We start from the raw sequence: 23,227 nt of genomic DNA, 5'->3' as shown, positions 1-23,227 counted from the left end.
TTTGGTTAAGTTTGTGGAGTAAAATTACATTAAAAAAGAAAGAATCCAATTCTTCAAAAAATAACTCTAAACACCCCGTTTTTTGAACGAACTTATAATTGAACTCACGGATATAAGCCCACAGGACTTCTTCGGGCAACAGAACGAGAATATTGAATTGCTCAAAAAATATTTCCCAAAACTGAAAATCGTTGCCCGTGGCAATAAGATAAAGGTGTATGGGGATGAAGAACTCTTGGAAGAGTTCGACAAGCGATTTGATATGCTCACGAGCCAGTTTGCCAAGTACAACAAGCTTGATGAGAACATGATCGAGCGCGTACTCACCAGTGATGGAAATGAGGACCATGTGGCATCCAAAAGCAGCGGGGACGTCTTGGTCCACGGTGTAAGCGGCAGATTGATAAAAGCCCAGACCGTAAACCAAAGAAGAATGGTGGATGCTTGCAAGGTGGATGATATGGTCTTTGCCATTGGTCCGGCCGGTACAGGAAAGACCTACACAGGAGTGGCCTTGGCCGTAAAAGCCTTGAAGGAAAAGCAGGTACGGCGCATCATCCTTACCCGTCCCGCTGTGGAAGCAGGGGAAAACCTTGGTTTTTTGCCTGGTGACCTGAAGGAAAAACTAGATCCTTATATGCAGCCTTTGTACGATGCCCTCCGGGATATGATTCCCGCTGAAAAATTGGCAAAGTACATTGAGGATGGCACCATTCAGATTGCTCCCATGGCCTTTATGCGGGGACGCACCTTGGACAATGCCTTTGTGATCTTGGATGAGGCGCAGAATACCACCCATGCCCAAATGAAGATGTTCCTTACCCGTATGGGAAAGAACGCCAAGTTTTTGCTAACGGGTGATCCTGGGCAAATAGATTTGCCGCGACGCGTCATTTCGGGCTTAAAGGAAGCTTTGCTTATCCTTAAGAATGTGGATGGCATCAGTATCATTTATTTGGATGACAAGGACGTCATTCGCCACAAACTGGTCAAAAAGGTTATCGACGCCTACAAAAACATAGAACACCAAAACCAATTCTAAACAAGATTATGGGGCAAAATACAGTAATGGCCACGGATTTTCATTTTCCGGGCCAAAAATCGGTATACAAAGGAAAAGTAAGGGAAGTATATACGCTGGAGAACGATATTCTGGTCATGGTGGCCACGGACCGACTTTCGGCTTTTGACGTGGTCATGCCCAAAGGCATACCTTACAAAGGGCAGATTCTGAACCAGATCGCTACCCAGATGATGAAGGACACCGAAGATATTGTGCCCAATTGGTTAATGGCCACCCCGGACCCCAACGTGGCGGTAGGAAAGGCCTGTGAACCCTTTAAGGTTGAAATGGTGATACGTGGATATCTTTCTGGTCATGCGGCCAGGGAGTATAAAGCAGGAAAACGTTTGCTATGCGGGGTACCTATGCCCGAAGGGATGAAAGAAAATGATAAGTTCCCAGAACCCATCATCACCCCGGCCACCAAGGCGGAAAAGGGAGATCATGATGAAGATATTTCCAGGGAAGCGATTTTGGAGCGCAGCATTGTCTCGAAAGAGGACTACGAAGTTTTGGAAAAATATACCCGGGCCCTGTTTCAGAGAGGGACAGAAATTGCAGCCAAACGTGGATTGATTTTGGTGGATACCAAATATGAGTTTGGGAAGACCAAGGATGGGGAGATTGTACTCATCGATGAGATCCATACCCCCGATTCCTCACGCTATTTTTATGCAGATGGATATGCAGAATTACAGGCTAAAGGAGAACCTCAAAAACAATTGTCCAAAGAATTTGTACGTCAGTGGTTAATTTCAAATAATTTTCAAGGTCTGGAAGGTCAGGTTGTGCCCGAAATGAGTGATGCCTACATCGAATCGGTTTCCGAACGGTATATTGAACTGTATGAGAGTATTACAGGAAAAGATTTCGAAAAAGCAGATGTTTCAAACATTGATGAACGCATCAAATTCAACGTTTCGGAGTATTTAAACAAACTTTCTTGAAAATGTTATCCCTTATAATTTTGAGTGGTCTTTTCTGAAGATTTCATATATTTCAGCCACTAAAATTATAAAATGGACATTAAGCAGAGAGAAAAGTATTGGAAAGAAAATTTAAAGTACCTGGGCATTCTTCTTGCCATTTGGTTTTTGGTTTCTTTTGGGTTTGGGATCCTTCTTGTGGATCAACTGAATGCCTTTAAATTGGGAGGCGTTAAATTGGGCTTTTGGTTTGCCCAACAAGGATCGATTTATGTATTCGTGATCTTGATCTTTGTCTATGTCCGACTCATGAACAAATTGGATAAAAAATATAACCTGGACGCATAATGGATATACAAACTTGGACGTTTATTATCGTCGGGCTCACTTTCGCTTTATATATTGGAATTGCTATTTGGTCCAGAGCGGGATCTACCAAAGAATTTTACGTTGCAGGAGGAGGAGTGTCTCCCTTGGCCAATGGATTGGCCACAGGCGCGGACTGGATGTCCGCGGCATCTTTCTTGGGAATGGCAGGAATTATTGCTTTTGCAGGATACGATGGTTCCGTATACCTTATGGGATGGACCGGGGGATATGTGCTTTTAGCATTGTTATTGGCCCCTTATCTGAGAAAATTTGGAAAATTTACGGTTCCTGATTTTATCGGAGATCGTTATTATAGCAACGTGGCCCGTACCGTGGCCGTTGTTGCGGCACTGTTCGTGTCGTTCACCTATGTGGCCGGGCAAATGCGTGGAGTGGGTGTGGTCTTTTCCCGTTTCTTGGATGTAGAAGTGAATACTGGGGTGTACATAGGTATGGCCGTGGTATTTTTCTATGCGTTCTTAGGAGGGATGAAAGGGATCACCTATACACAGGTAGCACAATATTGTGTGTTGATTTTCGCATTTATGGTACCTGCCATATTCATCTCGCTAATGGTTACTGGAAATCCAGTTCCTCAATTAGGGTTTGCATCTACAGGAGAAGATGGGGTGTATTTATTGGATAAATTGGATGGGTTGATGACTGAACTGGGCTTTACGGCCTATACGGATGGAACCAAGTCCATGACCGATATGTTGTTTATCACCGCGGCCTTGATGATGGGTACCGCAGGATTGCCTCACGTGATCATCCGCTTTTTTACAGTGCCAAAGGTTAGTGACGCCCGTAAGTCTGCCGGTTACGCATTGCTGTTTATCGCTATTTTGTATACCACTGCTCCGGCCATAGCCGTATTTGCACGTACCAACCTAATCGAAACCGTGGAGGATACTCCCTATGAGGAAATTCCAGCTTGGTTTACCAAATGGGAGAATACTGGTCTCATCGCATGGACGGATAAGAATGGGGATGGAAAGATCCAATACCTTCCGGGTTCAGCGGTTGAAGGCAGACAACCCGAGTTTGTTGAAGGTAGGGGAGCACAAGGACAACGGATGATTTCCAATGCCAGCGCTTCAGCCAACGAATTGTATGTGGACCGTGATATCACCGTTTTGGCAAACCCTGAAATTGCAGGATTGCCCAATTGGATCATCGCTTTGGTTGCCGCAGGAGGATTGGCAGCAGCTCTATCTACTGCAGCAGGATTACTTTTGGTAATTTCCACGTCAATTTCGCATGATTTGATCAAAAAGCAGATTGCTCCGGACATTTCGGATAAAAAAGAACTATGGGTTGCCCGTTTCTCAGCACTTTTGGCTGTAGTGGTAGCCGGATATTTTGGTATTCACCCTCCAGGCTTCGTGGCCTCGGTGACTGCCTTGGCCTTTGGTTTGGCCGCATCTTCATTCTTTCCGGCCATTATCATGGGAATCTTTAGCAAGCGTATGAATAGGGAAGGAGCCATCACAGGTATGGTAGCCGGACTTGGTATTACATGCTATTACATTGCCCGTTTTAAACTCGGATGGATTGGAAACCCGGAAACCAGTACCCAAGAGCACTGGTGGTGGGGTATTTCACCTGAAGGTTTCGGAACCATGGGTATGTTGGTCAATTTTGCTGTGTCTATTTTAGTTTCAAGATTTACACCAGCTCCTCCGGAAGAAGTACAGGGTATTGTGGAAAACATACGTATACCTAGTGGGGCCGGAGAAGCAATTGAGCATTAATTCTGGTGAAAGTCCCTCTCTTTTTTTAATTTTAAAGGCACATAAAAATTTACTATAACTAATGAGTAATTACCATATTAAGCATCTGGAAGAATATTTTCAGGTGTATCGTAAATCTGTTAGAAACCCTGAGGATTTTTGGGAAGAAGTAGCGGAAGAACATTTTTTTTGGAGAAAAAGATGGAACTCCGTTTTGGAATGGGATTTTACAAAGCCCGAAATTAAGTGGTTTGATGGAGCACAGCTCAATATTACCGAAAACTGTATAGACCGCCATTTGCGTAGTCGTGGCGATAAAACTGCCATTCTTTTTGAACCCAATGACCCCAATGAGGAAGCAGAGCATATTACCTATCGTGAGTTGCACGAAAGGGTTTGCAAATTTGCCAATGTTCTCAAAGATCAAGGAATAAAGAAAGGAGATCGTGTGGTCATTTATTTGCCCATGATTCCTGAATTGGCCATCTCATTGTTGGCCTGTGCACGTATCGGTGCAGTTCATTCCGTGGTGTTTGCAGGATTTTCTTCAACGGCCTTGGCCACACGTATCAACGATTGTGGAGCCAAAATGGTATTGACTTCGGATGGTTCGTACAGAGGCACCAAAACCATCGACCTAAAAGGTATTGTGGACGAAGCGTTGCAGCATTGTCCAAATGTGGACACCGTATTGGTGGCCAAACGCACCGGAGAAGAAATCCCGATGCAAAAAGGTCGTGACAAATGGTTACAACCTCTTCTGGACAAAGCATATTCTGATTGTGTTCCGGAAATCATGGATGCGGAAGACCCGCTTTTTATTCTGTATACTTCCGGTTCTACAGGTAGACCCAAAGGAATGATGCATACCACTGCAGGGTATATGGTCTACACGGCCTATACTTTTAAAAACGTCTTTCAGTATAAGGAACAGGATGTATATTGGTGTACGGCAGATATCGGCTGGATTACCGGCCACTCCTATATTGTATATGGGCCTCTGGCCAACGGAGCTACCACTGTAATGTTCGAAGGTGTGCCTTCCTATCCTGATTATGGTAGGTTCTGGGAAGTGGTTGAAAAGCATAAAGTTACCCAATTCTATACGGCACCAACGGCAATTAGGGCCTTGGCCAAGGAGAATTTGGATTTTGTGACCAAGCATGACCTCTCCAGCCTTAAGGTTTTGGGAACCGTTGGAGAACCCATCAACGAAGAAGCTTGGCACTGGTACAACGATCACGTTGGGGAGAAAAATTGTCCCATTGTGGATACGTGGTGGCAGACAGAAACAGGAGGAATCCTGATTTCACCCATACCTTTTTCAACACCTACAAAACCCACATACGCCACACTGCCTATGCCCGGTGTGCAGCCTGCTTTGGTGGATGAGAATGGGAAGGAGATAAAAGGAAACCAGGTGGAGGGTAGATTGTGCATTAAATTTCCATGGCCTTCCATTGCACGGACTATTTGGGGAGACCACCAGCGTTATAAAGACACCTATTTCTCTGCTTTTGAAGGGAAATATTTTACAGGTGATGGTGCCCTTCGGGATGAAGTAGGCTATTACCGAATTACCGGTAGGGTGGATGATGTGATTATTGTTTCCGGACATAATCTGGGTACGGCACCCATAGAAGATTCCATCAACGAACACCCAGCGGTGGCAGAATCTGCCATTGTTGGTTTCCCTCACGATATTAAAGGGAACGCGTTGTATGGCTATATCATCTTAAAGGAAACTGGGGAGACCCGAAACAGGGACAACCTCAAAAAGGAAATCAACCAATTGATCACGGAACATATTGGACCTATCGCCAAGCTGGACAAGATTCAGTTTGTGCCTGGTTTGCCCAAGACCCGTAGCGGTAAGATCATGAGACGAATCTTAAGAAAGATTGCTTCCAAGGACACTAGTAATCTGGGAGATACTTCAACTTTGTTGAACCCGGAAGTGGTCGAGGTAATCATGAAAGAAAGTCTATAAGACTTAAAGCCCAAATTTTGGGGGATTTTGTTTTTTGAACAGATCTTTCAAATTTTTGGGCTTTAACTTTTCCACAATCGCCAGAAAAGCAATGGCAGTGATCAACGTGTCGCCTAAAGCGGTATGTCTATCTTTTTTTGAAATCCTGAACTTTTCGGCAAGCTCATCCAAAGAATACGTTTCTTTCTTTCGAAGTACCGTGGAAATGAGTAAGGTACGTTTATAGAGCAGACCGGTATCCAAGGTTTTATTCAGCAATTGGGGGAGACCGTTCCGTTTAAGGGCAGCATTGACCATACCCACATCAAATAGTACATGGTGGCCTACCAGTATATGGTTTTTGGCATAGGCCAAAAATTGTTGCAATGCCTCCAGTTCGGTTACCCGCTCCTTCTTGCTCTTCTTCAAGATTCCATGGATTTCGGCACTTTCAGCATCATAATGCTCCTGCTCCACATATACTTCAAAACTTTCCTTTACGACTATGGTGTTGTCCCTGAGCTTTAAGGCACCGATGCATAGCATTCGGTCTTTGGTCATATTGAACCCAGTGGTTTCGGTATCGAGCACCACAAAAGTGTTCTCGGATATCGTTTCCGGAAGTTTATCCTTGAAACAATTGGCATAGGTTTCCCAAAACCCGGGAAGTTCCAAGTGCTTCTTTTTTGAGAAAAACCCCATCATCGCAAAAGATTTTTTACTTGAAACCGTATTTGCAATAGCTCTTGGATTTCTTTGATGGTCTTGAACGTACGTTTGAGCTTTATTTTTTCCTCCTTGTTCAATTGGTCCAAGGCGATGTATCTACCAGAATCATTATGTTGTAGGCCCTGTCTTGTCCTGAACTTTAAAAGAGCCTTGCTGGCATACGAAGCTGCTAAATAGAGTTCTTTGTTTTTAGGCTCCAGTTCGGCCAGTTTTTCATAGCGTTCCGCAGTGTTGTTGATGGATTTTATGGCATGGGAAAGGATAAGGACCCTTGCGGCATCAATAATAGGCATGAGGGCACGAAGTTTCAAATCAAAGAAATCCTTGTGTTCTCCATCTTGTTCTACCAAAAAGTCTCTAAAAAATCCGGATGGGGATGGATTTTGAAGTGCTCCACTGGCCAAATGGGTCAGGAACTGGGGATACTTTTTCGCATTCTCAAAAATGTGCAGCGAAAGTTCATCGGCGAGTGCCTTTTCCCCATAGTTCACATTGAAATCGAAGAAAATGGAAGATAGGAGGATCTCATCCGGACCAGGATTGTTCATCCAGTGGGATGTAACCTCTTTCCATTCCTCCAAACTATGGCACCACAGCGGATTGGAGGCCATCATTTCAGCCGGACAATATTCAAACCCTACCAGGTTCAGTTCTGTTGAAATTCGTTTGCCCAACCGTAAAAAATAGGTTTGGGTCTCTTCCTTTTTTTCCAATGGTACATCTTCGTAAAGGATGGCATTGTCCTGATCGGTAGTGAGTAACTGCTCGCCCCGCCCTTGACTCCCCATGGCCAACCATGTAAACTTTACGGGAGGAGGGGTCTCCATCTGGTCAACACAAATTTGTATGACTTGTTTGATGGTGGCATCATTGAGTTCGGAAATGATTTTGCAGACCAATCCCATGGGAATGTTCTGTTCCAAATAGCCCTGCAATAGGTTTAAAATACTATGCCGAATGGTCCGTAGTCTTTGGGAATCCGTGGCCCGTTTTATGGCCCGCATGAGTACGGCAGGGTTGTTTCCAAGGGCCACCATGACATCGTGTTTGGAAAGAATGCCAATGGCGGGAGTGTCCGTGGTTCCATCCTCAGTTAGGCACAGATGACTGATTTGACTTTTCATCAATGCCATTTGAGCTTGGGTAATGGTCAGGTCCTTGGAGTAGGTAATGACTGGGGAAGACATAATGGCTTCGGCATTTTCCATTATGGAAACCAATCCTGTGGCAACCTTGTTCCTTAAATCTTTATTGGTGATGATTCCAATGGGAAGTCCATCTTGGGTAACCAGAACACAGCCTACATTTCTTTGGGTCATGGAAGCGGCCAACGATTTTATCTGGGTTTCCTTGGAACAGGTCACCAAATTGGTGGAGTAACGAACGGGCTGTAGGTCCAGCATTTTGGTTTCGGGGTTTCCTTCCGCTTCATTGGGAACCCCGTACAATTTGCCCCTATGTTTAAGGGAATAGGGGTTCCGCGTGTTGGAGGCAAAGCTTTCTATTAAAAAATCCCCAACTTGTTGATTCTCCAGAGCAATGGGCTTGAACTCTTGAATGGGAATGGCATACAAAATGGTTTCTTCGCGTGCTGTGGCCTGAAGCTTGTAGTTTTCGTGCGCCAATAAGGGACGGAGACCAAAAATATCTCCTTCGTCGCAAATGTCCAGCATTTGTTGTGACCCTTTTTTGGTTAGGGCCACAGCCCCTTTGTGCACCACATAAAAGTAGTTATGGGGAGGCTCCTTTTCAGAAAAGACCAGGCTATTGTTCTCCTTATGGATAATGGTGACCTCGTAGGACAATTTTTCCAATTGGTGTTCCGCCAGAATATTGAAAGGAGGAAATTTTTTTAAAAAATCGGCAACTCTTTCAGAAATGGTGTTCTTCATACCATAAATGTAATGGTAAAACCCATGGTAAGGATGCACTTCAAAAGAAAAAAGACCATCGAACAGGACGGCCTTCCAAATATGTATACGGAATTAAGGTAGTTTTTTCTAGAGTGTTGAATAGATATCTTATAACAAGGCCAAACCTAGGCCTATCAATAGCATGGAAGCTACCATAAGGATTTGAACTGTTTTTGTTTTCCCTCTTTTTGTAAGTAAGATTCCTAACATAATTCTCTTATTTTGAATTAAGATACGATTTTGTTTTTATATACCGCTTAAGAATGTGGTTCCATATACGGATTAAAAAAGGTTAGGAAGATGAGCTTACAAACAAAAAGGGGAGAATTTTTTGTGGGAAATGCACAAGAAAGGTGATAAAAGAAGAAGGGCCAACAATTTGATAAACAATTGGTTGACCCTCCGTGAATGTAGCGAGAGGGAGACTTGAACTCCCGACCTCAGGGTTATGAATCCTGCGCTCTAACCACCTGAGCTACCTCGCCGTGGTTTCGCTAAGCGGGTGCAAATATAAAGTTTAATTTTTGCTGAATCAAAATTCAGGATTAATTTATTATTTGATATTTATTTTTTTATCTTCCCAAATTATATCAATTGTTGAAAAGGGATAATAGAACAGTATAATGAGCGATAAGGTAAAATTTGAAATTGAGTTTGTAATCCAAGCATCCCCACAGTTGCTTTACCAATATATTTCCACTCCATCCGGACTTTCCGAGTGGTATGCCGATAATGTGAACTCCAGAGGTGAGATATTCACTTTTATTTGGGACGGGGCCGAAGAACAGGCCAAAATGTTGAAACGAAAAAGTGAGGAATTTGTCAAGTTCACTTGGGTGGACAATGAGGATGATTCCTTTTTTGAGATGCGTATCATTGTGGATGAAATCACCAAAGATGTCTCTCTCTTCATAACGGATTTTGCCGAAGACGATGAAGTGGACGAGGCCAAGATGCTCTGGGAAAACCAAATCTCCGATCTTAAACAGGTATTGGGCTCCAAATAGTGGTATTCTCAACTAAGCCGTATATTTGACCTTGATTTTTCAAGGTTTTTTTATGGTAAATTTCAACGGAGAACTTTTTTCAGCTGAATCGGATATCCTCACTTCTGCCAATAGGGGGCTTAAGTATGGAGATGCCCTTTTTGAGACCCTCAGGTGTGTCAAGGGAGACCTTTTCTTTTGGGAAGACCATTATTTTAGGTTGATGGCTTCCATGCGAATGCTACGTATGGAAATTCCCATGACGTTTACCTTGGAATTTTTGGAAGCGGAAATCAAGAAGACCATTAGCGGAAATCAATGGGATGATGAAGCCGTAAGGGTCCGTATCACTATTTTCAGGAATGATGGGGGATTGTATGCCCCATTGACCAATGATATTTCCTATCTGATTGAAGTGGGGGCGATGGTATCTCCATTTTATCTCATCCAAGATGACGGTTATGAGGTGGAGCTTTTCAAGGACTATTATGTCAACAAGGATATGCTTTCCACACTAAAGACTACCAATAAAATCCTGAATGTGGTGGCCAGTGTATATGCCCAAGAGAATGGTTATGCCAATTGCTTATTGGTGAATACGGATAAAAATGTGGTTGAAGCCATTAATGGCAATCTTTTTTTGATCAAAGGGAATACGGTAAAAACCCCGCCACTGGGTGATGGATGTCTCAATGGAATCATTCGAAAAAAAATCATGGAGATAGTGGAGTCCATGGAGGGCTTTCAAATGTTGGAAGAATCTGTCTCACCTTTTGAGCTTCAAAAGGCGGATGAGCTTTTTATAACCAATAGCATTATCGGCATTCAGCCCATAAGCAAATACCGCAAAAAACAATTTGTAAACACCGTCAGCAAAGGTCTTGTGGGCAAATTGAATGCCAAGGCCCGAATGGCCCAGACTAGTTAAGAGAAGGGTTTTCAGGAGCATTGGACCATAAGAGGTAATCGCCACCCAATTCCACCATTTTTTCTTTCCAGAAAGAAATTGAGGATTTCCCCAAAATACTGCTTTCGTACTCGTTTTTGACTACTACCCAGGACTTGGAGGAAAGCTCGTTGTCCAATTGCTGCGATCCCCATCCGGAGTACCCCAAAAAGAAGCGAATGTCCTGTTCGGTAATGATGCCGTTATTGATGAGCTCAACGATTTTCTCAAAGTTTCCACCCCAAAAGATACCATCGGAAATCTCAACACTGTCCTCAATCAATCCGGGAACTTTGTGGATGAAATAAAGATTGTCCTGCTCCACGGGACCGCCATTGAATACTTTGAACGGAATGGTAATTTCGGACACAAGGTCACAAATGGTATAATCCAACGGTTTGTTAAGGATAAACCCAACAGAGCCTTCATGGTTATGCTCGGCAAGTAAGACCACGGATCTATTAAAAGAAACATCACCCGTGAGCGAAGGTTCTGCAACAAGCAATGTGCCTTTTTCTGGTTTTGGACTTACCATTTTCATGGACTACTTGACTTTAATTGCAGTATAATATACAACATTTACAAAAACAAAAAACCCTTATAACTAAAAAAGCGCCTCCCTAGGGAGGCGCTTTTGTATATTGTAATTACTAATTGATTAGTTTACTGCACCGCTCAATTCTGCTCCTGCTTTGAACTTTACTACGTTCTTAGCTGCAATTTTGATGGTCTTACCAGTCTGTGGATTTCTACCTTCCCTGGCGTTTCTTTTAGAAACGGACCAAGAACCAAAACCAACCAAGGAAACTCTGTTTCCTTTTTTAAGCGATCCCTCTACATTTCCCAAGAAAGATTCCAATGCTTTTTTGGCTGCTGCCTTAGTGATGCCCGCATCGGCTGCCATAGCATCGATTAACTCTGTTTTGTTCATAATGGAATTAAATTAATTGTTGTTAAAATAATTTTAATGCTGAACAAATTTATACGGATTTGCATTTAACGCAAGTAAAACCGCGGGAAATAGGGGTTTTTGTTGATAACTTGAAACGTTTGTTGATAAAGTCAGAAAAAACAACCACTTTTTTCCCAGCCCTTTCATAGCAAGGGTTTAGCGCAGATGGGCATTTTCATCCAAGTTCAATCCATTCAAAACTTCGGAAACCTTCATTTTGCGCTTGCCGGGCAACTGTAGTTCCAGAATCTGTAAATAACCTTCCCTTACGGCAACCTTGAGCGTTTTTTTGTCCGCCAAGAGTTTTCCTGATTCCAGATGGTGTTCGCCGAACTCCATATGAGTCCCGTAAATTTTGATGGGCTCTTCCTTACCGTCGTTTACCAGATAGGTCCAGGCAGCAGGATAGGGGCTGAGACCCCGAATGAGATTATGTATATCCCCCAATGGAACATTCCAGTCAATCTGGCAAGTCTCCTTATGTATTTTATGGGCTGGCTTAAGAGGGTTGATTTCCTTTTGGGGCAGACCATCCACGGTGCCGGCAGCTATTTGGTTACAGGTCTCCACGACAAGTTCGGCTCCAAGTTCCATAAGCCTATCATGCAATGAACCCGCATTGTCTTCTGGTAGGATATTCTCTTCCCTTTGAAGAATAACACTTCCGGTGTCAATCTTATTATCAATAAAAAAGGTGGTCACCCCTGTTTTGGTCTCTCCGTTGATGATGGCCCAATTGATGGGTGCCGCCCCACGATACTGGGGCAGGAGTGAGGCATGTAGGTTAAACGTACCGTACTCGGGCATTTGCCAGACCACCTTGGGCAACATCCTAAAGGCAACCACTACATGTAAGTTGGCATTTAACCCCCGTAATTCATCCAGAAAGGATTCGTCCTTTAAATTGGTAGGTTGCAACACCTTGATATGGTGTTCCTCAGCAAACTGTTTTACAGGAGATGTTTGGACTTTCCGTCCGCGACCTGCTGGCCGGTCAGGAGCCGTGACTACCCCGACGACCTCAAAACCCGCTTCTAGGATACTTTTGAGACTGGCCACCGCAAAATCTGGGGTGCCCATAAAAACAATTCGCAATTTATTCTTTGATGGTATACTCATTAATTTGGTTTAAAACAATCACTTCATCCTCCAAAAGTCCCTGTAAGGCCAATAATAGCACTTTTTCATCCACTCCGGTAGCCTTTTCCAACTTTCTGGAAGTGCTTGGGCCAAGTTTCAGAAGGGCCAAGATCCGTTCCTCTAACTTAATGGGGGATTTTAACTTGTTCTGTTTGGTGCAAATATCGCAAGTGCCGCACTTTTCCTTGGCATTTTCCCCAAAATACTTTAGTAAATAAACGCTTCTACAGATTTTCTTGTTTCTGATATAGCCTAGCATTGCCTCCATATTTCCTTCTTTCACGGCATTGAGCTCCCGAATCCTTTTGGCAAATGGGTTTATGGTGTGGTCGTCTTCCCTGGGCACCAAAAAGGTAATTTCAAGGTCGCTGGTATTGTTTTGGTATTCCACGATACCGTCATCCTGCAACTGTTTTAGAAGTTTTTTCAAGGATTTTTCGCTCTTGTTGGTTTTCTTGGACAACAAGTACAGATTTATCTTTGTTTCATATTCTGTAATCCCACCGTAAGTACGAAGTATGGTCTGAATGATGGGAGCCGATTTACGGTTTTTATCCAGATATGCAAAAATACCTGCCTTTGGGGCTACAAACTGAAGCAAGGTCTTTTCCCTAAAATTCTCCGAAAGGGCTATTACAGAGTTTTGGTCCAATACTCGTAAGGCGTTGAAAGCCTTGTTGGGATTGAATCCATAGCGGTTACAGAATTTATTGAACTTAAAACCCAAAGGTTCCTCGACCCATTCCCCGTAGGAAATTTGAAAAAAATTGTTCAGCTTGGAATATACGGTCTTCACAAAAGCCACATCGGGTAAACCTGACAGAAACTGTTGCTTGGCCCTTTCTTGGTCTTCCTTGGTGGTTAATATAATAGCAGTGGACGGTTTTCCATCCCTTCCAGCCCTTCCGGCTTCTTGAAAGTAACTTTCCAAACTGTCCGGAACTTGATAATGCACGACCAAACGAACATTGGGTTTGTCAACCCCCATACCAAAGGCATTGGTGGCCACCATGGTATTGATGTTACCTTCCAACCAAAGGTTGAGTTTTTCCTCCTTCTCGGTTTTGGAGATGCCCCCATGAAAAAATGTAGATCGAATCCCGTTCCGGTTCAAAAACTCCGCAAGTTCTTGGGTCATTTTTCGGGAACGTACATAAACAATGGAGCTTCCAGGGAATTTCTCCATATATTTTTTCAACTGATATAGCTTGTCTTCGGCACGCTTTACCTTAAAGGCAATGTTGGACCTGGAAAAAGAATCCTTAAAAATGGTAGCATTGTCCAGTTTCAAGTTTTGGACAATATCCTGAACTACTTTAGGTGTAGCCGTAGCCGTCAACGCAATGGTGGGAGTATCGGGAACAAGTTCTTTAAGTAGGGAGCAATCCAGATAGGCCGGTCTAAAGTCGTTACCCCATTGCGAGATACAATGGGCCTCATCAATAGCGATAAGATTCACGTTCATTTCTTGGATACGCTCCTGGATCATGGATTGTTGTAACCTTTCCGGGGACAGATAGAGAAACTTGTAATTGCCATACAGACAATTGTCCAAAAGGTCGTTGAGCTCCTCAAATGGGATTCCTCCGGTTAGGGCAATGGCCTTAATACCTCTTGCCTTTAATTGTTTTACCTGATCTTGAATCAAGGCCACCAAAGGTGACACCACAATGCAAATGCCATCCATGGCCAGTGCGGGGACTTGGTAGCAAATGGATTTTCCACCACCCGTGGGCATCAATGCCAATACATCCTGTCCGGAAATGACTTTGTCTATAATGGATTTTTGGGATCTCCTGAAATCATCATAGCCCCAGAATTCCTTTAAAATAACCTTTGCTTCTTTTTGCACTAAAGTTGATTAAGGGTTTCCAAAATAAAATCAATCCGCTTAGGGACTGCATCTTTTGGCACTTCAATGGGGTTATAGCCAAATTGGGTATACGTATTCATCAGCGCATCATGGATATTCTCAGCCTCTTCAAAGGTTTCCAGACGCTCATTGTCCGAAACATAAATTTCCTGCCATGGCGGAACAATAAAAATGGTGTCGTATCTATTTTTCTCACAAGTATCAATGAACTCCTTGCTATAGGATTGTCCAAAGAAATCCATGTAAGCCAATACATCTGGGATTCCCCTGTCAAAAAAGCTCAGGGGAACGTCCATCTCTAGGGACTTTTGATAATGCTTTGCCCTTCCATAAAGGAGGTCCTTGTTGAACTGCATGGCATCTTCCACAAACACCAAAGGATTTGAGATGTGGGTGTGTTCCTCCCCTTCAAGCCTGGCCTTGGAGGTCATGTCCCTTATAATTTCATGGAAACAATGGAACCCTTGCTTTTCCAAACCGTGGATTATGGATGTTTTTCCGGTTCCCGGAGCTCCCGTTACAACTACTTTGTTCTTGCCCAAACACTGTGATTTAGTATTACAAAGTAATGAAATCAGCCGATGGAAAAAAAATTGGGCCGTAAGCCATATATTTGTAAAAAAAAGATGGAAAAAGACAATCCGGACGAATTCTATGCGCGGCTCAAGGAGCAATTATTGGAAACCACCAGTTGGCCTTCCAATTATTTGTTCAAATTTATTGTGCCCACGGACGAAAAGCGCATTGGTGAGATCAATGCCATTTTTGACAATACGGGTGCGGTAATTGAGTCCAAGAAGTCAAAAAAGGGTACATACACCAGTATTTCCATCACCGTGAACATGAAGGATCCGGACGAGGTGATAGCCAAATACAAACAAGTTTCCACTGTGGAGGGCGTTATTTCCCTTTAAAACCGCAGATTGCCATAATTTTATTATTTTGCAGGCGTTATCGGATAGACTTCCCGATAATTTAATTTCAATAAACATTTCAATTTGAACCTAGTAGAGAATTTAGAATACAATACAGAGCGCCCGAAGCTCTTCATTCCCGAATATGGCCGTCATTTTCAAAAAATGGTGGATCATGCTGTTTCCATAGCGGATCGGGAAGAACGCAATAAAGAGGCCCAGGCCATTATCAGTGTCATGGGAAATCTTCAGCCCCATTTAAGGGATGTCCCCGATTTTCAGCATAAGCTTTGGGACCAATTGTTCATCATGTCCGATTTTAAATTGGATGTGGATTCTCCTTTTCCGATCACTTCCAAGGAAGTGTTGCAACAGCGTCCCGAACCTTTGGAATACCCACAGAACCACCCTAAGTATCGATTTTATGGGAACAATATCAAAAGAATGATCGATGTGGCCGTAAAATGGGAGAAAGGTGATATGCGCTCCGGGTTGGAGTATGCCATAGCCAACCACATGAAAAAGTGCTACCTTACTTGGAACAAGGATACTGTGGAGGATACGGCTATTTTTAACCATTTGAAGGAAATGAGCAATGGGGAGATTGATTTGGCCAATGATGGCGAAAACCTGACCGAGAGCGGACAGTTCCTTAAAAATAGACAGGCCAAATCCAACAGGAGTAATGGCAGTGGCAGTAAAAAAGGGCAGCGCAACAGGAAAAAAAGGTATTAAATTCCAAAGGAATCCATGGGAACATTTCGAATAGAGGGTGGACATCAATTACATGGTGAAATTACACCCCAAGGTGCCAAGAATGAAGCACTTCAAATTCTTTGTGCCGTACTTCTTACCGAAGAGAAAGTCACAATCCATAACATCCCGGACATTGTCGATGTAAACAAACTGATTGCCTTGCTGGAAGATTTGGGGGTAAAAATCCAAAAGAAAGGCAAGGGATCTTACTCGTTCATTTCGGATGACATCAATCTGGAATACCTGCAATCGGCCAAATTCAAGGAAGAGGGTAGGGGACTTCGTGGATCCATTATGTTGGTGGGACCTTTATTGGCCCGGTTCGGCAAAGGATATATTCCAAAGCCCGGAGGCGATAAGATCGGAAGACGTCGATTGGACACCCATTTTGAGGGATTCATAAAATTGGGCGCTAAGTTCCGCTATAACAAGGAAGAATATTTCTATGGCGTGGAGGCCACAAAACTCAAAGGCACCTATATGCTTTTGGATGAGGCATCCGTGACTGGTACGGCCAATATCGTTATGGCCGCTGTTTTGGCGGAAGGCACCACTACCATCTATAACGCAGCCTGCGAGCCTTATTTGCAGCAATTGTGCAAGATGCTTAATCGCATGGGGGCAAAAATTTCAGGGGTTGGTTCCAATTTATTGACCATTGAAGGTGTGGACAGATTGGGTGGTACGGAACACACCATGTTGCCCGATATGATTGAAATTGGCAGCTGGATCGGATTGGCAGCCATGACCCGCAGCGAACTGACCATCAAGAATGTAAGTTGGGACAATTTGGGACTTATCCCCAGTGTTTTCCGTAAGTTGGGTATTACTCTTGAAAGAAGGGATGATGATATTTTCATTCCCAAGCACGATAAGGGTTACCAAATCCAAAATTTTATTGATGGCTCCATATTGACCATTGCCGATGCGCCATGGCCTGGGATGACACCGGATTTATTGAGCATTATTCTCGTAGTGGCCACTCAGGCCAGGGGAGAAGTGCTCATCCACCAAAAAATGTTTGAAAGCCGACTGTTCTTTGTGGACAAGTTGATCGATATGGGAGCTAAGATCATTCTTTGTGATCCCCACAGGGCCACGGTGATCGGGCACGACTTTAAATCGACTTTGAAGGCCACAACCATGGTTTCCCCCGATATTAGGGCTGGGGTTTCCCTATTGATAGCGGCACTTTCGGCCAAAGGAACTTCCACGATCCACAATATTGAGCAGATAGACCGTGGTTACGAGAACATTGATGAACGCTTACGGGCCATTGGGGCCAAAATTGTAAGAGTTTAAAACCTCAATGTGATTCGGTATACTTCTTGAAATTGTTTAAAATGGCCTGCCAGCCATTCTTTTGCATCTCCAGAGAGTTCTCTTTTTCAGCATCGAAGGTAATGGTGACCTTGGTTTCTGCATTGGATTCTTCAAAAAGGACAGCTGTTTTTCTTCCGTTCTCAAGAGTGAAGACCATTTTCTCTTCAGGAATTACTTCATCGTAAACTGCTTCAAAGTCAAAGCCAAAACTGCCATCCTTGGCTTCCATCCTGGCTAGGTATTTTCCGCCTTTTCGCAAATCATTTTTCGCGGATGGGCAATGCCAACTATCATCGGCAAAATTCCATTGGGTAATATGTTCCGGTTTGGTATAAAATGCCCAGACTTTATCCAAGGTTGCAGCAATGTGGGCGTTTATTGTAATGGGTGTTGTATCCATGTCTACAGCTGGTTTAGGATTGGAACATTGGTTTGTATTTGGGCCAGTTCTCAATAATGACCCAAAGGTTGATGGCAAACAAGGGAAGTGCAATGGGAAGTCCAGAAGTGTCGGTTACGGTATTGATTAACAAGATACCCACCATTACGGGAAGAATGACAATGGCCCCGAGTGCCCTGGTCCTTTTGAAAAGGAAAAGGATACCGCCCAAAAATTCCACAAGACCTACAAGTGGAATCAACCATCCTATGGTCATAATAGCCTGCATCATTTGTAATAGACTTTCCGGAAGATCTTCGGGAACGGGCATGTAGTTGAAGAATTTGTTCAAGCCTGCATTGATGAACATCAGACCGAACAGCACACTGACAACAGCGATGATTTTTTGTTTCATGATTGAGATGATTTATGAATTTGACAATAGGGAATCCAATCCTTGCAAAGCAATGGTAAAGCCTTCTTTGAATCCAAGTTCGATTATTTTTTCCAAATCGGCCAAGTTTTTATGCTTGATGGTAATATATACCAAGGTCGTATCTCCTTGATTTACAAAATCCAAGTTCCAGTCCGATCTTGGAAATTCGTCGTTGATGTTTCCGTCCGCATCACAGAAGGCATCCAAATACTGAAAGTTGGTTTTTGGCGAAATGGAAGTGAAATCGGCCACGGCCCAATGTTCCTCTCCTTCGGGGCCGCACATGGCATAAAGACGTCTTCCACCTACCTCAAAGACCATGGACTTGGTTTTGGAAACCCATGGTTGTGGGGCCCACCATTGGTCCAAGATTTCCGGTTTGGTAAAAGCATCCCATACCACGTCCTGTTTGGCGGCAAACTCCCGCTTTACATGTACGCTGTTGTTTTCCTTGTTTACGGTAAAATCAAATAAGAGATTGGTTTTCATAGAGAAAGTTTTAATTGGGATATATAGTGTTCAAGTTTGGCGATATTCTGTTTCATACCCTCATCAGCTTTGTGGGCCTTGATTACGGTCTGTAGCATTTCCTCGGTATCAAACACTGCAGTCCAGGACATATGGGTTTCCTCTCCGTTGGGTTCAAAGACAATAGTGGTAATGAAATGTGGATTGAAGTGCTCAAACACAATTCTTTCATGGGGAACTATTTCCTTAAAAATGCTTTGGTTGGGGTAGTTGGTGCCATCTGGTCCGTGCATGGTCAGTTTCCATTCACCACCTTCCCTAAGGTCCATCTGCTGTATGGTATTGGTAAAGCCATCGGGCCCCCACCATTGTGCAATGTGCTCAGGGTTGGTCCATACTTCCCATACCAAGGCAATGGGAGCTTTCAGGGTTCTTGAGATTGATAATTGTCTACGTTCAGTGTTTTCCATTCTTTTTTGCGTTTTGGAGGTCGGCCAAGTACCTATCCAGATTATCGAAACGGTTTTCCCAGATTTTCTTGAACTGTTCCAGCCACAGATCAATTTCCTGCATCTTGTCAACCTTCAACTCATAGAAGATTTCCCTACCCTGTTGATTGGATTTGACCAAATCACATTCGTTTAGGATTTGAAGATGTTTGGAGATGGTGGGTCGAGCCGCATCAAAGTTTTCCGCTATGGCCCCAGCGGTCATGGTTTGTGATGCAAGTAGGACCAATATGGCCCTGCGTGTTGGGTCGGCAATGGCTTGGAATGGATCTCGTCTCAATTTCATCATGAAGCAATTTAAAATATGAAGCTATTTGACTACAAATATATATGTAGCTATTTAACTACGCAAATAATTTTAGCAAATTTCACCTACGGTTAGGGAAGGTGGTGGCTCTCTTTCAGATAAATAGGAAGATTTACGAGTCTTTTTCCACTAGAGAGCCATCCGGATATAGTGCAAATCTACCTCTATCCTTATCATGGACATTATCCGGATAGGGCCAAGGCCAACCCCCAAATTGGGTGAGCTGGTATTCTTCCATGGCCTGCTGGATTTCCTCTTGGGTATTCATTACAAATGGGCCATACTTGGCTACGGGTTCGCCAATGGGCTTACCTTGGAGCATCAAGAAATGGGCTTTTTCCTCACCCACTTTAAGCGTGACTTCTTGGGTAGGGTCCAAAGCGATGCCAAATTTGGAGTTTACCTTGCGGTCCCCAATAAAAATTTCGGACCCTTCGTAAAAGTACAGGGTGCGATTAGTTCCAATGCTTGCTTTTGGTAGGGTAAATTGGGTATCGGCCTCTACCAGAATATTCCAAACGGCCACCTCATTTTCTGGATTGGCCGCCCAGGAATCTGGGGCAGGGGAAAGGGCAGGAGTACCTTTGTAATCCCCTGCGATGACTTTTATTTGTGCTCCGTTCTCTTTTACCACAGGAATATCCTCATGCCAGAGCATTTTAAAATGGGGGTCCACAAATTTGCTGGCCTTGGGTAGGTTCAACCAAATTTGGAACAGTTCCATGGGGTTGTCCGTATCATCATGGAGCAACGGAAACATTTCGGAGTGTTGTACCCCTCTACCGGCCGTCATCCACTGTACATCACCTTCACCAAACCTACCAGCAGCGCCCAAAGAATCTGAATGATCACAGTATCCTTTGTTCACCACGGTGATGGTCTCAAACCCACGGTGCGGGTGATAAGGGAAACCAGGTATGGTATTGCCATGGTACATGCGCCACTTTTGGGTAGGGTCAAAATCATTGCCTATATTTCTTCCCCTGAGTAGTTCAGGGTCGGGCCCCATTTCGCCATTTCCCTTGGGAAAATGGTCTAGGTGATATACGCAAAAGAGGAAGGGGTCCTGGGTGTGCCAAGGAAAACCCAACGGAAATGTATGTAAAACAGGATTGTTCATAATGATCAAGGTATTGCTGTGTTGATTTCAATCCAGTACCCTTCCGGGTCTTGGATGTAGATTTGTTTTGCGCCATCAGAGCGGTCGGTAATGGAGTTTTTGTTTCCCGGTCGGTCGTAAAAATCAATGTTCATTGCCATCAAGTGCTCAATGAAATTTTCCAGATCTTGAGTGGATAAGCACAGATGCATGCTCTTGTCTTTCGTAAATCCGTCCACATCTTTTTTGATCAATTGCAACTGGGAATTTCCATGTATTTGAAACCACCTAAAACCAGGAGCGTTATCGGGGTGGGGAATTTCGGTCAATCCAAATACATCCCGATAAAAATCACCGGTTTCCATCAACTTGTCCACGATGATGGAATAATGGTCAAATGTAAAACCAAAATCAGGGATATTCGCCTTGAATTGAGTTTGAAGATAAGTTTGTTCCCAATTTCCATCCTTGTAACTGCCCACCGTAAAATTATAAGTGTTCGCATCCACATATTGCCAATAATCCGTTACCTGTGAGTCGCCATATTGATAGGTATAGACGATGTCCTTGCCTTTTTGGACCACGTTACCTTTGGTGACACCGCCAAAAACATCAAACTCCCAAAAAACAAGGGATTGGGTCTGGGCATCGTATTTTCTGATGCCATGGTTTCTATCTCCGTACGTGGTCTGCTCCTGATTGGTGAACCCCTTGCTGTGCGATACCACCAAGGTTTGGCCCAAATCATAGGCAAAGGTGATTTCCTGTATAAACTGGGAACCATCTCCCCAAGTACCTTCAGCTTTCCATGTTTTTCCGATGAGAGGTTCAAAAATGGAAAGTGCGGCACTCTGGGCCTGCAAGTTGAAAAAGCCTGCGAGAAGCAGGCTTAAACATATTGTTTTTTTCATTTTCTATTGTCCTTGGATAGGGGGTGGGCCATCGATCATAGCCTCATATTTTTCATCTCCTTTACGGGTCTTGTACTCTTCTTTTACCTTATCCACCAATTTTGGATTTTCAAAAAGGTCCAACATGGTCATTCCCATAGCTTTGGCGGCATAGACCATTCCTTTGTGGCCAATGCTCATTCCACCACAGGCCACTACGGCCCAGGAGTGCCACGGGGTATCTTTGGGGGCAACGGTGACACTTAGGTTGATGTTGGGTACATTCCAGCTCACATCACCCACATCGGTAGACCCACCACCGGGAAGTTCTTCGGTTTCCCGCAATGGATTGATGTCACTGTCCATACCTACTTGCGGTTTTCCAGTAGCCTCTTGAATGGATTTGCCATAGGCAATCTCTTCATCCGTATAGGTAATGGGACCTAAAAGCTCCAGATTCTTTTGCATGATTTCACCTCCGGAACGGTTCACCAAGGTCTCATAAATTCCGGAAACCAAAGAGATTTTGTAATCCACATTGGCCATGATTGCTGCGCCTTCGGCCATTTTTTTCACTTGTTCGTAGGTGGGAAGCATTACTTTACGCTTGGGATCACGAACCCGTACCCAAATCCGGGAATAATCGGGAACCACGTTCACTACTTGGCCTCCATCTTGTATATGATAATGGATTCTTGAGGTAGGTCGTATATGCTCCCTATAATAGTTGATTCCCGTGGTGTACAGTTCCAAGGCATCGGAAGCACTACGTCCATTCCATGGATCGGCCGAGGCATGGGCCGCCTGTCCGTAGAACTCCACAATAAAGTCGATTAACGATAGGCCACTTTGTACATCGGCTTCGATACTGGCCCCTGGGTGCCAGCTTACGTTCACATCCACATCGTCCCAAAGTCCGGCTTCCACCATCCATACTTTGGCAAAGTATTTTTCTTCGGCAGGGGTGCCCAAAAACTTGACGGTACCTTTTATTTTTCCAGCTTCAATCTGTTCTTTGATAGCAATCGCTGCACCCAAGCTGGCCGCTCCGAACATGTTGTGTCCACATCCATGTCCTGGCGCCCCTTCTATACGTGGATCTTTGGTGGGAACCGTATTTTGTGACAATCCAGGGAGGGCATCAAACTCTCCCAAAATGCTGATTACCGGTTTTCCCGAACCATAGGTGGCCGTGAATGCTGTAGGGATATTGGCCACGCCACGGGTGACGTTCATCCCATTCTCTTCGGCATATTTAGCCAATATTTCGGCGGATTTTGATTCTTCAAAGGCTGTTTCGGCCAAGGCCCAAATGGAATCACTGATTTTAATCAGGTTATCTTTATGCTGTTCTACGGAAGCAATCAAGGCCTTTTTGTTTGAAGTAAGTTTTTGCGCAGATAGGTTCAATGAAATCAAACCTAAAAGGAGTAAGGTTGAAATTTTTTTCATTTTCAAAATGTTTGAGTCGGTTAAACATGGTGAACAACCTCAATGCCAATATTTAATATGGCAAGGGATTGAACGAATTCTAAAAATACTGAAAA

The 23,227-nt window shown here is 43.8% G+C and carries 25 protein-coding genes and 1 tRNA gene; 10 read left to right on the top strand and 16 right to left on the bottom strand.

Going from position 1 to position 23,227, the window contains the following annotated elements; translation table 11 throughout:
* Positions 1-82: 82 nt before the first annotated feature.
* From DN53_RS11565 to acs, 5 genes are all read left to right on the top strand, one after another.
* Positions 83-1,042 (top strand): PhoH family protein, encoded by a 960-nt coding sequence (locus DN53_RS11565; RefSeq protein ID WP_129654437.1) that lies wholly within the window; start codon positions 83-85, stop codon positions 1,040-1,042.
* Between the two features lie 8 nt (positions 1,043-1,050).
* Entirely contained in the window at positions 1,051-2,010 is a 960-nt protein-coding gene (locus tag DN53_RS11560) for a phosphoribosylaminoimidazolesuccinocarboxamide synthase (RefSeq protein WP_129654436.1), read from the top strand.
* Between the two features lie 72 nt (positions 2,011-2,082).
* On the top strand, positions 2,083-2,337 hold the full coding sequence (locus DN53_RS11555) for a DUF4212 domain-containing protein (protein ID WP_129654435.1): 255 nt from the start codon (positions 2,083-2,085) through the stop codon (positions 2,335-2,337).
* On the top strand, positions 2,337-4,112 hold the full coding sequence (locus tag DN53_RS11550; protein ID WP_129654434.1) for a sodium:solute symporter family protein: 1,776 nt from the start codon (positions 2,337-2,339) through the stop codon (positions 4,110-4,112). The genes DN53_RS11555 and DN53_RS11550 overlap by 1 nt, the downstream gene beginning before the upstream one ends.
* A 61-nt stretch (positions 4,113-4,173) precedes the next feature.
* Positions 4,174-6,081 carry an acetate--CoA ligase gene (acs, locus tag DN53_RS11545; RefSeq protein WP_129654433.1) on the top strand — a complete coding sequence of 636 codons (1,908 nt, stop codon included), beginning with the start codon at positions 4,174-4,176 and terminating at the stop codon, positions 6,079-6,081.
* A 3-nt stretch (positions 6,082-6,084) separates the two neighbouring features.
* On the opposite strand, the gene DN53_RS11540 is transcribed toward acs, so the two are convergent.
* The 3 genes from DN53_RS11540 to DN53_RS11530 form a co-directional block, all read right to left on the bottom strand.
* The gene (locus DN53_RS11540) at positions 6,085-6,765 is read right to left on the bottom strand and encodes a 3'-5' exonuclease (RefSeq protein ID WP_165357397.1); all 681 of its coding nucleotides are present in this window, start codon (positions 6,763-6,765) and stop codon (positions 6,085-6,087) included.
* Positions 6,762-8,681, bottom strand: coding sequence for a DUF294 nucleotidyltransferase-like domain-containing protein (locus tag DN53_RS11535; RefSeq protein ID WP_129654432.1), 1,920 nt, complete (start codon positions 8,679-8,681; stop codon positions 6,762-6,764). The genes DN53_RS11540 and DN53_RS11535 overlap by 4 nt, the downstream gene beginning before the upstream one ends.
* A 432-nt stretch (positions 8,682-9,113) precedes the next feature.
* Positions 9,114-9,187, bottom strand: a tRNA-Met gene (locus DN53_RS11530).
* A 138-nt stretch (positions 9,188-9,325) separates the two neighbouring features.
* On the opposite strand from DN53_RS11530, the gene DN53_RS11525 reads away from it, so the two are divergent.
* Positions 9,326-9,709 (top strand): START-like domain-containing protein, encoded by a 384-nt coding sequence (locus DN53_RS11525; RefSeq protein ID WP_116218958.1) that lies wholly within the window; start codon positions 9,326-9,328, stop codon positions 9,707-9,709.
* Positions 9,710-9,761: 52 nt separating this feature from the next.
* Positions 9,762-10,616 carry an aminotransferase class IV gene (locus DN53_RS11520; RefSeq protein WP_129654431.1) on the top strand — a complete coding sequence of 285 codons (855 nt, stop codon included), beginning with the start codon at positions 9,762-9,764 and terminating at the stop codon, positions 10,614-10,616.
* Here the strand turns inward: DN53_RS11520 and DN53_RS11515 are convergent.
* From DN53_RS11515 to DN53_RS11495, 5 genes are all read right to left on the bottom strand, one after another.
* Positions 10,609-11,169 (bottom strand): YqgE/AlgH family protein, encoded by a 561-nt coding sequence (locus DN53_RS11515; RefSeq protein ID WP_116219329.1) that lies wholly within the window; start codon positions 11,167-11,169, stop codon positions 10,609-10,611. The genes DN53_RS11520 and DN53_RS11515 overlap by 8 nt on opposite strands.
* 123 nt (positions 11,170-11,292) lie before the next feature.
* Positions 11,293-11,565: an HU family DNA-binding protein gene (locus DN53_RS11510; RefSeq protein ID WP_129654430.1), complete on the bottom strand. Its 273-nt coding sequence runs from the start codon at positions 11,563-11,565 to the stop codon at positions 11,293-11,295.
* A gap of 177 nt (positions 11,566-11,742) precedes the next feature.
* The gene (gene fmt, locus DN53_RS11505) at positions 11,743-12,705 is read right to left on the bottom strand and encodes a methionyl-tRNA formyltransferase (RefSeq protein WP_129654429.1); all 963 of its coding nucleotides are present in this window, start codon (positions 12,703-12,705) and stop codon (positions 11,743-11,745) included.
* Positions 12,683-14,578, bottom strand: coding sequence for a RecQ family ATP-dependent DNA helicase (locus DN53_RS11500; protein WP_129654428.1), 1,896 nt, complete (start codon positions 14,576-14,578; stop codon positions 12,683-12,685). The genes fmt and DN53_RS11500 overlap by 23 nt, the downstream gene beginning before the upstream one ends.
* A complete protein-coding gene (locus tag DN53_RS11495) occupies positions 14,578-15,141 on the bottom strand; it encodes an AAA family ATPase (RefSeq protein WP_129654427.1) in 564 nt (187 codons plus the stop codon). Before DN53_RS11495 ends, DN53_RS11500 begins: the two co-directional genes overlap by 1 nt.
* 84 nt (positions 15,142-15,225) lie before the next feature.
* Here DN53_RS11495 and DN53_RS11490 point away from each other — a divergent pair, with 84 nt between their 5' ends.
* The 3 genes from DN53_RS11490 to murA all read left to right on the top strand — a co-directional run bounded on the left by DN53_RS11490 (position 15,226) and on the right by murA (position 17,571).
* Positions 15,226-15,513 (top strand): DUF493 family protein, encoded by a 288-nt coding sequence (locus DN53_RS11490; RefSeq protein WP_129654426.1) that lies wholly within the window; start codon positions 15,226-15,228, stop codon positions 15,511-15,513.
* 84 nt (positions 15,514-15,597) lie between these two features.
* Positions 15,598-16,248 carry a DUF4290 domain-containing protein gene (locus tag DN53_RS11485; RefSeq protein WP_129654425.1) on the top strand — a complete coding sequence of 217 codons (651 nt, stop codon included), beginning with the start codon at positions 15,598-15,600 and terminating at the stop codon, positions 16,246-16,248.
* A gap of 15 nt (positions 16,249-16,263) precedes the next feature.
* Positions 16,264-17,571, top strand: coding sequence for a UDP-N-acetylglucosamine 1-carboxyvinyltransferase (murA, locus tag DN53_RS11480; RefSeq protein ID WP_129654424.1), 1,308 nt, complete (start codon positions 16,264-16,266; stop codon positions 17,569-17,571).
* 4 nt (positions 17,572-17,575) lie between these two features.
* Here murA and DN53_RS11475 read toward each other — a convergent pair whose 3' ends face one another.
* From DN53_RS11475 to DN53_RS11440, 8 genes are all read right to left on the bottom strand, one after another.
* Positions 17,576-17,992: an SRPBCC family protein gene (locus tag DN53_RS11475; protein ID WP_129654423.1), complete on the bottom strand. Its 417-nt coding sequence runs from the start codon at positions 17,990-17,992 to the stop codon at positions 17,576-17,578.
* 13 nt (positions 17,993-18,005) lie between these two features.
* Positions 18,006-18,386 (bottom strand): DoxX family membrane protein, encoded by a 381-nt coding sequence (locus tag DN53_RS11470; protein WP_129654422.1) that lies wholly within the window; start codon positions 18,384-18,386, stop codon positions 18,006-18,008.
* Between the two features lie 12 nt (positions 18,387-18,398).
* Positions 18,399-18,896 carry an SRPBCC family protein gene (locus DN53_RS11465; RefSeq protein ID WP_129654421.1) on the bottom strand — a complete coding sequence of 166 codons (498 nt, stop codon included), beginning with the start codon at positions 18,894-18,896 and terminating at the stop codon, positions 18,399-18,401.
* The gene (locus tag DN53_RS11460; RefSeq protein WP_129654420.1) at positions 18,893-19,345 is read right to left on the bottom strand and encodes an SRPBCC family protein; all 453 of its coding nucleotides are present in this window, start codon (positions 19,343-19,345) and stop codon (positions 18,893-18,895) included. Before DN53_RS11460 ends, DN53_RS11465 begins: the two co-directional genes overlap by 4 nt.
* On the bottom strand, positions 19,332-19,670 hold the full coding sequence (locus DN53_RS11455; RefSeq protein WP_116219327.1) for a metalloregulator ArsR/SmtB family transcription factor: 339 nt from the start codon (positions 19,668-19,670) through the stop codon (positions 19,332-19,334). The genes DN53_RS11460 and DN53_RS11455 overlap by 14 nt, the downstream gene beginning before the upstream one ends.
* Positions 19,671-19,803: 133 nt before the next feature.
* Positions 19,804-20,811, bottom strand: coding sequence for a pirin family protein (locus DN53_RS11450; protein WP_129654419.1), 1,008 nt, complete (start codon positions 20,809-20,811; stop codon positions 19,804-19,806).
* 5 nt (positions 20,812-20,816) lie between these two features.
* Positions 20,817-21,701: a VOC family protein gene (locus DN53_RS11445; RefSeq protein ID WP_129654418.1), complete on the bottom strand. Its 885-nt coding sequence runs from the start codon at positions 21,699-21,701 to the stop codon at positions 20,817-20,819.
* 3 nt (positions 21,702-21,704) lie between these two features.
* Entirely contained in the window at positions 21,705-23,132 is a 1,428-nt protein-coding gene (locus DN53_RS11440; RefSeq protein ID WP_129654417.1) for an amidohydrolase, read from the bottom strand.
* Between the last annotated feature and the right edge of the window lie 95 nt (positions 23,133-23,227).

Origin of the sequence: Flagellimonas olearia (assembly GCF_004150225.1) — a bacterium.
Taxonomy (GTDB): Bacteria; Bacteroidota; Bacteroidia; order Flavobacteriales; family Flavobacteriaceae; genus Flagellimonas; species Flagellimonas olearia.
The sequence above is the reverse complement of the archived record's forward strand: the minus strand, read 5'-3'. Positions and strand labels throughout refer to the sequence as shown.

Excerpts from the sequence above, each read along its gene's own strand:
- DN53_RS11490 (WP_129654426.1), top strand. The coding sequence starts at position 15,226 with ATGGAAAAAGACAATCCGGACGAATTCTATGCGCGGCTCAAGGAGCAA.
- DN53_RS11550 (WP_129654434.1), top strand. The coding sequence starts at position 2,337 with ATGGATATACAAACTTGGACGTTTATTATCGTCGGGCTCACTTTCGCT.
- DN53_RS11475 (WP_129654423.1), bottom strand. The coding sequence starts at position 17,992 with ATGGATACAACACCCATTACAATAAACGCCCACATTGCTGCAACCTTG.
- DN53_RS11450 (WP_129654419.1), bottom strand. The coding sequence starts at position 20,811 with ATGAACAATCCTGTTTTACATACATTTCCGTTGGGTTTTCCTTGGCAC.
- DN53_RS11465 (WP_129654421.1), bottom strand. The coding sequence starts at position 18,896 with ATGAAAACCAATCTCTTATTTGATTTTACCGTAAACAAGGAAAACAAC.
- DN53_RS11540 (WP_165357397.1), bottom strand. The coding sequence starts at position 6,765 with ATGATGGGGTTTTTCTCAAAAAAGAAGCACTTGGAACTTCCCGGGTTT.
- DN53_RS11445 (WP_129654418.1), bottom strand. The coding sequence starts at position 21,701 with ATGAAAAAAACAATATGTTTAAGCCTGCTTCTCGCAGGCTTTTTCAAC.
- DN53_RS11455 (WP_116219327.1), bottom strand. The coding sequence starts at position 19,670 with ATGAAATTGAGACGAGATCCATTCCAAGCCATTGCCGACCCAACACGC.
- DN53_RS11440 (WP_129654417.1), bottom strand. The coding sequence starts at position 23,132 with ATGAAAAAAATTTCAACCTTACTCCTTTTAGGTTTGATTTCATTGAAC.
- DN53_RS11555 (WP_129654435.1), top strand. The coding sequence starts at position 2,083 with ATGGACATTAAGCAGAGAGAAAAGTATTGGAAAGAAAATTTAAAGTAC.
- DN53_RS11535 (WP_129654432.1), bottom strand. The coding sequence starts at position 8,681 with ATGAAGAACACCATTTCTGAAAGAGTTGCCGATTTTTTAAAAAAATTT.
- DN53_RS11525 (WP_116218958.1), top strand. The coding sequence starts at position 9,326 with ATGAGCGATAAGGTAAAATTTGAAATTGAGTTTGTAATCCAAGCATCC.
- DN53_RS11470 (WP_129654422.1), bottom strand. The coding sequence starts at position 18,386 with ATGAAACAAAAAATCATCGCTGTTGTCAGTGTGCTGTTCGGTCTGATG.
- acs (WP_129654433.1), top strand. The coding sequence starts at position 4,174 with ATGAGTAATTACCATATTAAGCATCTGGAAGAATATTTTCAGGTGTAT.
- DN53_RS11560 (WP_129654436.1), top strand. The coding sequence starts at position 1,051 with ATGGGGCAAAATACAGTAATGGCCACGGATTTTCATTTTCCGGGCCAA.
- DN53_RS11510 (WP_129654430.1), bottom strand. The coding sequence starts at position 11,565 with ATGAACAAAACAGAGTTAATCGATGCTATGGCAGCCGATGCGGGCATC.
- fmt (WP_129654429.1), bottom strand. The coding sequence starts at position 12,705 with ATGAGTATACCATCAAAGAATAAATTGCGAATTGTTTTTATGGGCACC.
- DN53_RS11515 (WP_116219329.1), bottom strand. The coding sequence starts at position 11,169 with ATGGTAAGTCCAAAACCAGAAAAAGGCACATTGCTTGTTGCAGAACCT.
- murA (WP_129654424.1), top strand. The coding sequence starts at position 16,264 with ATGGGAACATTTCGAATAGAGGGTGGACATCAATTACATGGTGAAATT.
- DN53_RS11460 (WP_129654420.1), bottom strand. The coding sequence starts at position 19,345 with ATGGAAAACACTGAACGTAGACAATTATCAATCTCAAGAACCCTGAAA.
- DN53_RS11520 (WP_129654431.1), top strand. The coding sequence starts at position 9,762 with ATGGTAAATTTCAACGGAGAACTTTTTTCAGCTGAATCGGATATCCTC.